This is a genomic window from Binatus sp. (SeqCode) (assembly GCF_036522015.1).
GTDB lineage: Bacteria > Desulfobacterota > Binatia > Binatales > Binataceae > Binatus.
On sequence record NZ_DATDGQ010000095.1, the window covers coordinates 1 to 12,390 of the forward strand.

General features: G+C 61.5%; 9 protein-coding genes and 2 pseudogenes. 7 read left to right on the plus strand and 4 right to left on the minus strand.

Features of this window, described 5'->3' with window-relative positions:
* The coding region (locus tag VIW95_RS03905; protein WP_331584106.1) for a LysR family transcriptional regulator at window positions 1–873 on the minus strand (873 nt) is incomplete at its 3' end.
* A gap of 239 nt (window positions 874–1,112) precedes the next feature.
* Between VIW95_RS03905 and VIW95_RS03910 the strand changes: the two genes are divergently transcribed.
* The 3 genes and pseudogenes from VIW95_RS03910 (at window position 1,113) to VIW95_RS03920 (ending at window position 3,535) form a co-directional block, all read left to right on the plus strand.
* Window positions 1,113–2,282: an acyl-CoA dehydrogenase gene (locus VIW95_RS03910; protein WP_331584107.1), complete on the plus strand. Its 1,170-nt coding sequence runs from the start codon at window positions 1,113–1,115 to the stop codon at window positions 2,280–2,282.
* A 49-nt stretch (window positions 2,283–2,331) separates the two neighbouring features.
* A complete protein-coding gene (locus tag VIW95_RS03915) occupies window positions 2,332–3,147 on the plus strand; it encodes an SDR family NAD(P)-dependent oxidoreductase (RefSeq protein ID WP_331584108.1) in 816 nt (271 codons plus the stop codon).
* 26 nt (window positions 3,148–3,173) lie between these two features.
* Window positions 3,174–3,535 (plus strand): annotated as a pseudogene (locus VIW95_RS03920) (VOC family protein).
* An 8-nt stretch (window positions 3,536–3,543) separates the two neighbouring features.
* Here the strand turns inward: VIW95_RS03920 and VIW95_RS03925 are convergent.
* The gene (locus VIW95_RS03925) at window positions 3,544–6,993 is read right to left on the minus strand and encodes an adenylate/guanylate cyclase domain-containing protein (RefSeq protein ID WP_331584109.1); all 3,450 of its coding nucleotides are present in this window, start codon (window positions 6,991–6,993) and stop codon (window positions 3,544–3,546) included.
* Between the two features lie 23 nt (window positions 6,994–7,016).
* On the minus strand, window positions 7,017–8,447 hold the full coding sequence (locus VIW95_RS03930; protein ID WP_331584110.1) for a 4-hydroxyphenylacetate 3-hydroxylase N-terminal domain-containing protein: 1,431 nt from the start codon (window positions 8,445–8,447) through the stop codon (window positions 7,017–7,019).
* A gap of 130 nt (window positions 8,448–8,577) precedes the next feature.
* Here VIW95_RS03930 and VIW95_RS03935 point away from each other — a divergent pair, with 130 nt between their 5' ends.
* Genes VIW95_RS03935 through VIW95_RS03950 form a run of 4 tightly spaced genes read left to right on the plus strand, consistent with a single transcriptional unit; the run spans window position 8,578 to window position 12,107 of the window.
* Window positions 8,578–9,357 (plus strand): glucose 1-dehydrogenase, encoded by a 780-nt coding sequence (locus VIW95_RS03935; protein ID WP_331584111.1) that lies wholly within the window; start codon window positions 8,578–8,580, stop codon window positions 9,355–9,357.
* A gap of 29 nt (window positions 9,358–9,386) precedes the next feature.
* Window positions 9,387–10,151, plus strand: coding sequence for a glucose 1-dehydrogenase (locus VIW95_RS03940; protein WP_331584112.1), 765 nt, complete (start codon window positions 9,387–9,389; stop codon window positions 10,149–10,151).
* Between the two features lie 6 nt (window positions 10,152–10,157).
* Complete coding sequence (locus VIW95_RS03945) at window positions 10,158–10,532, plus strand: DUF4180 domain-containing protein (RefSeq protein WP_331584113.1); 375 nt, start codon at window positions 10,158–10,160, stop codon at window positions 10,530–10,532.
* 33 nt (window positions 10,533–10,565) lie between these two features.
* Window positions 10,566–12,107, plus strand: coding sequence for a bifunctional heptose 7-phosphate kinase/heptose 1-phosphate adenyltransferase (locus VIW95_RS03950; RefSeq protein WP_331584114.1), 1,542 nt, complete (start codon window positions 10,566–10,568; stop codon window positions 12,105–12,107).
* On the opposite strand, the pseudogene VIW95_RS03955 reads toward VIW95_RS03950, so the two are convergent.
* A pseudogene (locus VIW95_RS03955) lies at window positions 12,058–12,390 on the minus strand (hypothetical protein); the annotation flags it as partial. The gene VIW95_RS03950 and the pseudogene VIW95_RS03955 overlap by 50 nt on opposite strands.

The window sequence follows — 12,390 nt, forward strand, 5'->3', positions numbered from 1 at the left end:
GGTCGTCAGCACCTCGATAAACTTGCGCACTGCGGGCGAGAGCTCGCGCCCGCGCTTATAGATGATCGCGAGCGGGCGCAGAAATGTGCCTTCCTGAAATTCGAGCATCCGCAGCGTGCCGCGCAGGACCTCGTTTTCGACCGTCATGCGCGGCACGATCGCGCATCCAAGCCCAATCTCAACGGCGCGCTTGATGGTCTCGATATTGTCGAATTCGAGCACGTAGGTCGGCTTGACGCCGTGCTCGCGCAGAATTCTATCCGAGGCCTTGCGGGTGGGGATGTCGCGTTCGTAGCCGACAAACTTCTGGCCCGCCAGCTGTCCGACATTCGCCTTGGTATGCTTGGCGAGGGGATTGTCGGGCGGCACCGCGAGCACAAGTTCGTCATGACGAAACGGCACCGACACGATCTGACTCCGTTTTGCCGGATAGGCGACGACGCCGAGATCGACTTTGCCTTCGATCAAATCTTCGTAAATTTTGTTCGAGCGCAGATATTCGAGATGCACGTTGACGGCCGGATAGTTGCGCAGAAATTCGGTGAGGTACGGCGGCAATTCGTGCAAGCCGACGCTGTAAACGGTGCCGACCCGAATCGAACCCGCCACCACCGATCCGATCTCACGCAACCGATTTTCCAGTTCCAGGAAGCGGCGCACGATTTCCTTGCTGGCGGTGTAGAGAATCTGGCCGGCCGGGGTGGGTTTGACTCCCGCTCGTCCGCGTTCTATCAATCGGCAGTCGTACTTCTCTTCCAGGCTTCGGACCTGCTGGCTGACCGCCGATTGAGTAACGAAGTTTTGCGACGCGGCATAAGAAAAGCTTCCACTTTCGATTATGTCGCAGAAGACCTTTAGCGTTTCGATGTGCATATTGTTGGATTGATGTATAAGGCTACGTGATACCCAAATCAGAGGCAACTAGTAGCCAATGACAAGAAAGGTTTCGGCCCTGAATCAGCCTGCGGAATGAACGCGCGCGGGTCAAGGGCGGGCAATACTGCCGGCATGATTCCGGTCACCCAAAGAACAATGGCCTCGGACCGAATTTTGGCGGTCCGCAACCACGAACTCGGAGTAAAACACCCTTCAAAAACCGCATGGAGCGCAAGATGTCGGATTTATTGAGAGACCTCGACTTTTTTCACCTCGATGACCTGCTGACCGACGAAGAGCGGATGGCCCGCGATACGGCGAAACGTTTCGTTGACCGCGAGATTCTGCCGCTAATCGAGCGCAATTTTGCTAGTGAAACCTTCCCAATGCATCTCGTACCGCAAATGGCCGAGCTTGGGATGTTCGGAGCTAATCTGAAGGGCTACGGATGCGCGGGTATGAATAACGTAGCCTACGGCCTGATCATGCAGGAACTTGAGGCCGGAGACTCGGGGTTGCGCTCGTTTGCCTCGGTGCAAAGCGCGCTTTCGATGTACGCGATTTATGCAAACGGCAGCGAGGAACAGAAGCAACGCTACTTGCCGGAGATGGCCAAGGGAAAATTGATTGGATGCTTCGGGTTGACCGAACCGGACCACGGCTCGGACCCGGGCGGGATGGAAACGCGGGCGCGGCGCGACGGTGACGGATGGATTCTCAACGGGACCAAGCGGTGGATCACGAACGGCTCGATCGCCGACGTCGCGATTGTTTGGGCGAAGGTCGAGGAGGGTATTACCGGGTTCCTGGTCGAAAAGGGGACGCCGGGATTCTCGACCCGCGACATCCACGGAAAATTCTCGATGCGCGCGTCGATCACGTCGGAGCTGATTTTAGAAGACGTGCGAATTCCGAAGACGGCGCATCTGGAAAAAGCGCGCGGGCTGAAGGGTCCGCTCGGATGCCTGACGCAGGCGCGCTACGGAATCGCGTGGGGCGCGATCGGCGCGGCGCGATCGTGCTTCCATTGCGCGCTCGACTACACGAAATCGCGCAAACAGTTTTCGCGGCCGCTCGCGGGTTATCAACTGGTGCAGGCGAAGCTGGTGAAGATGCTGACCGAGATCACCAAAGCTCAGATGGTCTGCCTGCGACTCGCGCATCTGAAGGACGCGGGCAAGATGCGCCCGGAGCACGTGTCGTTCGCGAAGCGAAACAACGTCAACGAGGCTCTGAAAATCGCGCGCGACGCTCGCGACATGCTGGGCGCAAACGGAATCGTGAACGAGTACCCGGTGATCCGCCACATGCTGAACCTGGAGACGGTGAATACCTACGAGGGCACCTTCGACGTTCATACGCTGATCCTCGGCCGCGACATCACCGGCGAGAACGCATTCGAGTAAGCGCGTCGGCGCGTACCGCCGTCGCTGCCCTTCATGCTAGAAGAAGCGGATGGAACTGAAGGGCAAGAATGCAATCGTCACCGGCGCGGCGCGCGGAATCGGGCGCGGAATCGCGCTGAAGCTCGCGGCGGCGGGAGCCAACGTCGCGATTGTCGATCTCGGGAATCCGGCAGACCGCGCGCTCACCTACAATCTCAGCGCGCAAACTGAGCTGAATCGCACGGTCGACGAGGTCAAGAAACTCGGCGTGAAAGCGATTCCGATCCTCGCCGACGTGACGCGGTACGCCGACCTCGAGCGGATGGCGTCGGAAGTCGTCGCAAAACTTGGCGCGATCGATATCCTGGTGAACAATGCGGGGATCATCGCGGTCGGGCCGGTGAGCGATTTCGCCGAAGACGCGTGGGACCGCGTGATGGCGGTGAATGCCAAGGGTCCGTTCCTGTGCGCCAAGGCGTGCATCCCGCACATGGCGAAGCAAAGCGAGGGCGCGATCGTGAATATCGCGTCGGTCGCGGGCAAGACCGGTCACGGCGGCGCGTCGGCGTACTGCGCGAGCAAGTTCGCGGTGGTCGGCTTCACGCAAGCGCTCGCGGAAGAGCTGGGACCTTTGAACATTCGCGTCAACGCGGTATGCCCCGGGTTTCTGCGCACCGCGATGTGGACCGACGTGCTCGATCCGCTGATCGGCGCGCAGTACGGGGTGAATCGCGAGGCGGCGTTCGACGAATATATCGCGCGTAACACGTACTTGAAGCGCGAGCAGACGCCGGCCGATATCGGCGAGGCGGTGGTTTATTTGTGCCGCGCGAACAACATTACAGGCGAGACGATCAACGTCGCGGGCGGCGGCGAAGTGCATTAAAAATTTCAAGGCGAGGAGAACTCACCATGATCAAATTGAAGGCGTTCAATCACGCGGCGTTCAGAGTCAGCGATGTCGAGAAGGCGACCGCCTTTTACGAAAACGTGGTTGGCCTGAAGCGGATTCCGCGAACTTCGGCTTCGGCGGAGCGTGGTACGGGATCGGCAACAACGCGCTGCATATCATCTCGAGCGAGAACCGCGGCCAGAGGCCCGACCCGCTCGGCGCGCACGTTGCCTTCGACGTCGAAGACTTCGACGAGACCAAGCGCTCGCTCAAGGAAATGGGCATCGAGTTTCTCGAAGCGCCGTCGAATATGGGCGCCGGCCGTCAATTGTGGATCCTCGATCCCGACGGCAACACCGTCGAGCTGCGCACCGAAAAATAACGACTCGGCTATTCGCTTAGTTGATCGAGCAGCGCCTTGGCGTCCTTCAGATCGGCGATGTCGAGGCCTTCCGTGAACCAGCTATAGATGTCCGCGAGCATCGCGCGAGCCTCCGCGCGCCTGCCCTGTCCAGCCAGCAGCCGCGCGAGTTCAATCGTCGCCCACAGTTGGTCCATCCTTGCGCTTTGCCCGACGCTCAATTGGATAGACTTGCGCAGACTTTGTTCCGCCTCATCCGTGGATCCGGCCTTCAGCAGCAACACGCCTCGCACGCGGCAATAAGTCTTGTCGGTTGCGGTGTCGGAGTGCTTGCTCCTTACCTCGAGCCATTGATCGAGCGCCGCGAGACCGCGATCAATCTCGCCGAGGTTGCAATAGGCCTCAGCCAGGAAAGGCAGCAAATTGAATTGGCCGATCTCGGAGTCGATGCCGGCGGTGTGTTCCAGGGGCTCCCGCATCATTGCGACGCTTTCCTGCAGCCGTCCTTGCAAACTCAGCGCCCATGCGAGGCATCGATTCGCTACCGCCAGCCAAAAGGGAAAGCCGTGCTCGGTGCACAAGGCGATCAGCTCGCGGCATAATTCGGCGCCTTTGTCGGCCTCGCGCCGCGCGCAGTGAGCCTGGACTACAGTCGCCCGCGCCATTGCGTAGCTGAAAGGATCTGACTCTCTCGTCACGGCCTTCACCGCTGCGTAACTTCGCTGCAATGACTGGTCGGGATAGCCGAGATGAGAAAGCAGCTCGCTCAGGCTGGTCAGGCACAGCACGTCAGGGTCGGGCCCAAACCAGCCGCTTCCTCCGACGTAGGCCGGAGTTTTCTCAAATGCCAGCGATGTTTCAAGGTGATCGCGCGCGGCGCTCAAATCGCCCGCCTGCATTAGAGCCGTGCCCATCGCGTAGTGCGCGACCTTGAGCTGCCCAGGATCGTTCATGCTTTGCGCCTGGGTCATCGACTCGTGCGCGAACTTCAGCGCAGAGACAGCGTCGCCGCGCGTAAAGTGATAGCCCCACAGGCCCTGCAGCGCGCCGAACCTTTGCTCTTGCTGAAACGGGTCATCGGAATTCCGCGCCAGATCGCGCGCCCGCGAGAAGGCTCGCTCGACCTCATCCGAAGAGAAACCCTTGGCCGCCATCGACGCGACCCCCAACAGCACTTGCAGCCGGAGTTCGTCACGCATGCGCGCTTCACTGTCCGGCGTCGCGGCTAGCAATTCGAGTGCGCGATTGACGTAACCGATCGCCTCGGAATAAAGCGATCGCGTCGACGCCTGGCCCGCCGCGCGCCACAGAAAATCGACGGCCTTCGTGACATTTGCACTGCGACTGTAATGATGTGCCAGCTCGACCAGATAGTCGTCGAGTTGCGCCGCATGAATCGTCTCGATCGCGGCTGCGGTCCCCTCGTGCAACACCTTGCGCCGCTCCATCAGCACCGATTGGTACGCGACCTGCTGCGTGAGCGCGTGCTTGAACGTGTACTCGAGGTCGGTGGCCGATGCTTGTTCGTAGATGAACTCACTGGCCTGCAGGTCGTCCACCATCGGCATCAGCCGCTCGTGCGCGATTCCAGTCACTGCACGCACCAGGTTGAGGTGAAACTCCTTGCCGATCACCGAGAGCGTTTGCAGCAGATCCTTCTCGGCCGGCGGCAACCTGTCGATGCGCGCGGCGAGGATTCCCTGCACCGTCGTCGGAATCTTAAGTTCGCTGAGCGGGCTGGTGAGACTAATCGTACCGTTGCGCGTCAGCGCGCCATCCTCGAACAGGGTCTGGACCATCTCTTCGATGAAGAACGGATTGCCCTCGGTCTTCTCGATGATGAGACGTTTAAGCTCGTCGAGCTTCGCGCTGTCGCCGATCAACGACTGAAGCATCTCGGCCGCGTTCTCTTGTCCGAGCGGGTCGAGCCGCAACTGCGTGTAGTAAGTCTTGCTGCCCCACTCGTGGCGATACTCGGGCCGATAGTTGACCAGTAACAGGATTCTTGCCGTGCCGATCGAGTCGGCGATCAGGTTCAGCAGCGCCTGCGTCTCGTCGTCGATCCAGTGCAGATCTTCGAAGATAACCATCAGCGGCTGGTTGAGCGATTCGCGCAGCAGGATGCGCTTGATCGCGTCGAGCGTGCGCCGCTTCTTGATCTGCGCATCCATCTGCGCCAGCGGATCTTTCTTTTGCAACTCGCGCAGATATTCGTCGAGACGATCGAAGGTCTGCTCCCAATGTTGCCGGTTCCGATCGTCGCCCTCGGCAATCCCCAACAGCGAGAACAGGTACGGGCGCGTGTTTTCCAGTGACGGATCGAGTATCGCGAGCCGCCCTGCGACTTTCTCGCGCCGCTTGCGCGCATCGTCGTCAGGCGAAATCTCGAAATATGAATGCAACAGGCTGACCACGGGCAAGTATGCCGACGCCTTGCCGTACGAAACTGAGAACGTCTCGAGCACCATCCAGCCGGATTGCGATGTGGCCTTGAACTCGAAAAACAGGCGTGACTTGCCAACTCCCGGCTCGGCCATCGCGGCGACGATCTGTCCGTGGCCGGCTTGGGTCCGATCCGCGGCTACCCCCATAGCATCCATCTCGCGAGTGCGCCCGACGAACCTGGTGTAACCGCGGCCTTGTGAGCGTTGCAGCCGCGTGCGCAGCGGGCCAAGTCCGGTGACCTCGAACACGCTTACCGGTTCGCTGACGCCTTTCACTTTGGTCGCGCCGAGCGGCTTCAGGATGAAGAAGCCTTCGCACAGCTTGCGGGTCGCTTCAGTAACCGCGATCGAACCTACTGGCGCCGCGGTCTGCATCCGCGACGCGAGGTTGGTGGTATGCCCAATCGGAGTGTATTCGACATGGCCCGCGCCTGTCTGAATCGAGCGGATTACCACCTCACCCGTGTTGATCCCGATGCGGCACTGGATCGGAGTACCGCCGTCGGCGACGACTCTGGCCGAATAGCGGCGCAACTCTTCCTGGATCCTGAGTGCGGCGTAGAGCGCGCGCTGCGGATGATCCTCGTGCGCCACTGGCGCGCCGAACAGCGCGAATATCCCATCGCCGGTGGATTGCACGACGTAGCCGTCATAGCGATGGGCCGAATCGATCATCAGTTTGAGCGCCGGGTCTATGATGTTGCGCGCGTGCTCGGGATCGAGATCCTCCATCATCTCGGTCGAACCCTTGATGTCGGCGAACAGCGCGGTAACCATCTTGCGCTCGCCCTCGAGCGCTTCCGCCGACGCACTCTCCGGCGTAACCAGCACGCCGCCGGCCAATCCTGTCGGCGACGACGACGCGGCCGAAGCGCCCGCACTCCTTGTCAGTGAACTCCCGCACTGGCCGCAATATTCGGAGCTCGCCGGATTTTCCGCTCCGCACTTTGCGCAATGCTTTGCGAGCGCATTGCCGCACTTCGCGCAAAAGTTGTTGGTCGAGGGATTATTCGTCCCGCATTTCGAGCAGCGCATCCGGGCTCACCCCGCGAGCAAGCTCAAATTCCCGCGAGCTTGCGTGCGTAGGCGGCTACCGTCTTGAAGTCGTACTCGCGGTAGGCCTGCAGCTTCTCGGCTTCGAAGCCGCCTTCGGCGTGCACCGCGAGCACTTCCTGGTAGCCGCCGAAATCCGACGACGTCAGATCGCTGATCAGATTCAACAGCCGGAGCCGCTTCTCTGAGTCGAAGCCCTTCGCGCCGCCCATGTACTTCAGCACGTAGGCGCGCGTCGCCTCGCTCGTGAGATCTTCGGCCGCCGGCCCGGTCACCAGCAGACCGCCCGCGAGGTCCTGCACGATTTGCACCGCCTGATGATAGTTGTGCGCGAAGTGATATTTCGCGACGTTGGTGAGCAAGGTGTTCGGCACCGCGACGCCGTCCTCGAGCTTGCAGGTGCGCGCGGCGTGCTCGATCAGTCCGCGCACCGTGGTGTGGTACGCCGCGAGATGCGTCAGCTTGTCGCGCACGTGACCCGCGCGCGAGATGCCGTTGGCCTCGGCGATCGCGTGACCAGCGCCCGCCATCAGTTCGAGCAGCGGCAGTTTGTACGACACGGCGGTGAAGCGATGGAATCGAACGAAGGTCAGCGCGAGCAATCCGGCGAAATCGATCTCGCCTTGCAGGAACACGCGCTCTTTGGGCACGAACACGTCGTCGAAGACCGTCAGCGTCTCCATCATCTTGTGCCGCGCGCTGATTGGATGCTCGAAATCATTTTTGTGCGAGCTGCCGTGCGGCGACGCGAGCAACTTCAGCCCCGGCGTATTAATCGGCAGCGCGAACGCGACCGCGTAAGCCTTGTCTTCAGCGCGCATCGCCCGCGTCGGCAGAACGATCACTTCATTAGTATTGGTCGAGACGCTGGTGTGAACCTTGGCGCCGCGCACGACGATTCCGTCGGGCCGCTCCTCGACGATTCGCACATAGTAGTCCGGATGGTCCTGCTGGGTGGGCCCGAGCGCGCGATCGCCCTTGACGTCAGTTTGCGCAACGGCGACTGCCAGATCGTTGTCGCGACATTCGCGGTAGTACTTGCCGATGCGCTCGCGATACTCGGGTTTGCCCGCGGCCGCGAGCCGCTCGCCGATAATCCGCAGCGCGAGGAGAGCGTCGGTGCCGATTTCCTTGATCAGCACGACCAGCGTCGCACCCTCGCGGGTCGAGGCGGCGATCAGCGCGCTGCGCTTGAGCAGGTCGTCGCCATTTTGCGGAACATGGTAGTAGCGGCTGTATTCGTCGGCGCCCTCTCTCACGACGGCGAGCTCGCGATACTTCGGATCGTGCGCCATCCGGTAGTCGAGTGCCGCGTGCTCGACCGCGATTCCGATCACCGGATGCGTGGTGACGTCCGCAACTTTTTCGCCGCGAAAAAATACCGCGCGCCCATCGCGCAGCGAGCTCTTATATTGTTCAGCCGTCCGTAGTCCCATCGTCGTGATTTTTCCTCGTCGGAGATTGCGCAAGTCCCACGCGCGCGGCTCATTGGTTGCGACCGCCGCGAAACGCCAATATAGAAGCGGTGAGCGTTCGCTGTCCAACAGCCTGTGTAGGAGAAGCGCTATGGCGAGTCCAAAGATGTTCGACTTGAGCGGCAAGGTCGCGGTAGTTACCGGAGGCAACGGAGGCATCGGGCGTGGAATTGCGCTCGGTCTTGCGGAAGCGGGAGCGTCGGTCGCGATTCTCGCGCGCAACGAGGAGCGCAATCGCGACACGCTCGCGGCGCTCGAGCAGACCGGCGTTCCCGCGATGGCCCTCAAGCTCGACGTTTCAAATCGCAAGACGCTGAAACCGGCTCTGGAAGCGGTCGAACGCAACCTCGGACCGATCGACATCCTGGTGAATAACGCCGCGTTCGCGATTCTCAAAGGAGTCCTGGACCACACCGACGATGATTGGGATTCGGTAATGGAGACGAATCTCACCTCATGCTTTCTCTTGTCGAAGTATGTGGTCCAGTCGATGATCGCGCGCAAAGCGGCGGGCAAAATTATCAACGTCGCGAGCGTCGGCGGCTACAAAGGCACCCCGATTTATCCTTCATACGGCGTCAGCAAGGGCGGATTGCTGCAGCTCACGCGATGCCTCGCGATCGAGTTGGCGCCGCACCATATCCAGGTCAATTCGCTTGCGCCCGGATGGACCACGACCGACATGACTGACTGGATTCGGAATGATCCGAAATACGCAGCGGTCAAAGATGAGATGATCACGCGGACCCCGGCCGGGCGCTTCGCCGAGCCGTCCGAGATGGCGGGTGCGGCGGTGTTCCTGGCGTCGCACGCGTCGGATTTCGTCACCGGCGCAGATATTATTGTGGACGGCGGTTTCTTCATCCGCTGAATAGCCTGAAACGCGAGGTGGGTTGATCCATGGCTGCCCCGAAAATGTTCGATTTGAGCGGCGAGGTCGCTGTAGTCACCGGCGGCAACGGCGGGATCGGGCGCGGAATTGCGCTCGGCTTTGCCCAAGCCGGCGCGGCGGTCGCGATTCTCGCGCGCAACGAAGAAAAAAATCGCGCGATGGTGGACGAGCTCACAAAGGCCGGGGTGCCCGCCCTGGCGGTACCGCTCGACGTGACGCGGCGCGACGACCTGCGCCCCGCGATGGAAGCAGTCGAGCGCAAGCTCGGACCGATCTCGATTCTCGTCAACAACGCCGGCATCGCGATCATGCGCAGCACGTTGAAGTTCAGGGCCGAGGACTGGGATCGCGTGATCGAAACCAATCTGAATTCGTGCTTTTTCCTCTCGCAAATCGCAGCGCAATCGATGGTTACGCGCAAGCGCGGCAAGATAATCAATATCGCGAGCGAGTATTCACGCTTCGGCGCGCAGAGCGGAATTCCGTACGCAGCGGCTAAAGGCGCGCTCGTGCAGACGACCAAGACGATGGCGATCGAGCTCGCGCCGCACAACGTCCAGGTCAACGCGATCGTGCCGGGGTGGATCGCGACCGATATGACGGTGGGCGCGCAGAGCGGAAAAATGTTCGACGAAATAATCATGCGCACACCCGCCGGCCGCTTCGGCAAGCCCGAGGAGATGGCGGGCGCCGCGATATTTCTCGCATCGCACGCCTCGGACTTCGTGACGGGATCGATCGTGTACGTCGACGGCGGCTACGCGATCAGGTGATGCGTCATGCCAGCGACGAAATTCTACGAACTTCACGGCCTGCGCAGTCTCGAATGTGTTCCGGATGGGACGAAGCTGCAAACCTATCAAGACGCTGTGGATCTCATCGGCAAGGCGTTTGAGAATAGCGCCACACTGGTCGTGATCCCCGTCGAATGCCTTGATGATGAGTTCTTCCAGTTGAGAACGCGCATCGCGGGCGAGTTGATCCAGAAATTCGTGCAATATCGGCGACGCCTCGCGATCGTCGGCGACATCTCTGGCTTCCTGGCAGAAAGCTCCGCCTTGCGCGCTTTTGTGAACGAGTCGAATCGCGGCAAGGATGTGTGGTTCGTGGTGAGCCTCGCTGAACTCGGGCAACGACTGGAGAAGACGGTTTAACGCAGGCGGCGCGGCAGCGTAAGATGCCGCATCATGGCTCGACGCAAAACACCCTCCTCCGCGCATCGTGAATCCGCGCGTCACGAGCTCGGTCTGCCGACGCTCAAACCGTTGCGCGTGCTGGTCGCGGGCGAGGTGATTCTCGATCGCTACATCTGGGGCGACGTCTCGCGAATCTCGCCCGAGGCGCCGATTCCGATTCTGCGCGTGCAGCGCCGCGAGAAAAAACCGGGCAACGCGGGTTTCGTGATGGCCAACCTGCGCGCGCTCGGCGCGGACGTCAGCGCGCTCAGCGTGGTCGGCTCCGATCGCAACGGCAACCTGCTGCGCGAGATTTTCGCCGATCTCGGAATCGATACGCGCGCGATTCTGATCGATCCCGACCGCCCCACTATCGTCAAGGATCGAATGCTCGGCTCGGTGCAGGCGGCCCATCGCGCGACTCAGCAACTCCTGCGCGTCGATGAGGAAGATCCGACTCCGCTCAAGCCGCCGCGCGAGCGTGAGCTGATCGCGCGGCTCAAGTCGGAGCTGCGCAACTGCGACGGCGTGCTGATTTCGGATATCGACAAAGGAATACTGACGCCGGCCGTGTTGCGCGCGCTGATCGACGGCGGCCGTGCGCGCGGCATTCCAGTGATTATCGATCCGCGCCGCACGGACGACTTTTCGATCTATCGCGGCGCTACCGCGCTGACGCCCAATCGTCACGAAACCGAAGTCGCGACCGGCATGCGGCTCACCGACCGCGGCGCATGGCGCAAGGCGGCCGAGACACTTGTGCGCAAGCTGGGCCTGGACGCCTGCCTGATCACGCTCGATCGCGACGGCATGTACCTCGCCGAGCGCGGCGGCAAAGACACCTACGTCTCGACCGCGCCGCGCGAAGTTTACGACGTGACCGGGGCGGGCGACGTGGTGCTGAGCGTGTTCGGGATGTTTTCGATCGCGGGACTCGGCTTCTCGTCGGCGGCGACGATCGCGAACCTGGCCGCGAGTATCGAGGTGACGCGAATCGGCACCGAAGTGATCACGCGCGAAGATCTCGCGCGCGCGTTGAGCCCCGCGCACTTAAGCTACGAGCGCAAAATTCATTCGACCGACGAACTCAAGGCCGCACTGGAGCGCGTTCGTCGCGCCGGCCGTCGAATCGCATTCACCAACGGATGCTTCGATCTGCTGCACGCCGGCCATATCCAGAGTCTCGCGTTCGCGCGCGCGCAGGCCGACGTACTGGTAGTAGGTCTCAACAGCGATCGCAGCGTGCGGCAACTCAAGGGCGCCGGGCGTCCCGTCTACCCGGCGGCGGAGCGCGCGCGAATCCTGGCCGCGCTGGAAGCGGTCGACTACGTAGTCGTGTTCGAGGGAACGCGCGCCGAAAAAATCATTCGCGCGGTCAAGCCCGACGTTTTGATCAAGGGCGAGGATTGGCGCGACCAACAGGTCGATGGCCAGGCGTTCGTCGAGTCGCGCGGAGGACGACTTGCGCTGGCGCCGCTGCTGGGCGGACGCTCCACCAGCGCGACTATCGATCGGATGAGTTCGAAGGCGCGCGCGGAGAAAAACGGCGCGTGATCTGATCGGTGAACTGCTTCAGTTCCGGTAGCCCGAGCATCCAGGACCCGAACAGGTACAGCCCGCCGTAGGTCGAGAGAATCGCCAGTCCCTGGATCCGCGGTCCGAATCCCGCCATGTGCAGTTTCATGAAGAATCCAACCGCCGCCGCTCCCAGAGCCAGTGACCACAACTTGGCGAGAAACGAACGCTCTATTCCGGTCCATCCGATGCGCCGATTGAGCGCCGATCGCAGCATCGCGAATTCTACCCATCCGGCGACGCCTGCCGAGATCGTTAGCCC

What these genes read in the sequence shown, in the direction of transcription:
- VIW95_RS03910 (WP_331584107.1), top strand. Translation starts at nt 1,113, where the DNA reads ATGTCGGATTTATTGAGAGACCTCGACTTTTTTCACCTCGATGACCTG.
- VIW95_RS03915 (WP_331584108.1), top strand. Translation starts at nt 2,332, where the DNA reads ATGGAACTGAAGGGCAAGAATGCAATCGTCACCGGCGCGGCGCGCGGA.
- VIW95_RS03925 (WP_331584109.1), bottom strand. Translation starts at nt 6,993, where the DNA reads ATGCGCTGCTCGAAATGCGGGACGAATAATCCCTCGACCAACAACTTT.
- VIW95_RS03930 (WP_331584110.1), bottom strand. Translation starts at nt 8,447, where the DNA reads ATGGGACTACGGACGGCTGAACAATATAAGAGCTCGCTGCGCGATGGG.
- VIW95_RS03935 (WP_331584111.1), top strand. Translation starts at nt 8,578, where the DNA reads ATGGCGAGTCCAAAGATGTTCGACTTGAGCGGCAAGGTCGCGGTAGTT.
- VIW95_RS03940 (WP_331584112.1), top strand. Translation starts at nt 9,387, where the DNA reads ATGGCTGCCCCGAAAATGTTCGATTTGAGCGGCGAGGTCGCTGTAGTC.
- VIW95_RS03945 (WP_331584113.1), top strand. Translation starts at nt 10,158, where the DNA reads ATGCCAGCGACGAAATTCTACGAACTTCACGGCCTGCGCAGTCTCGAA.
- VIW95_RS03950 (WP_331584114.1), top strand. Translation starts at nt 10,566, where the DNA reads ATGGCTCGACGCAAAACACCCTCCTCCGCGCATCGTGAATCCGCGCGT.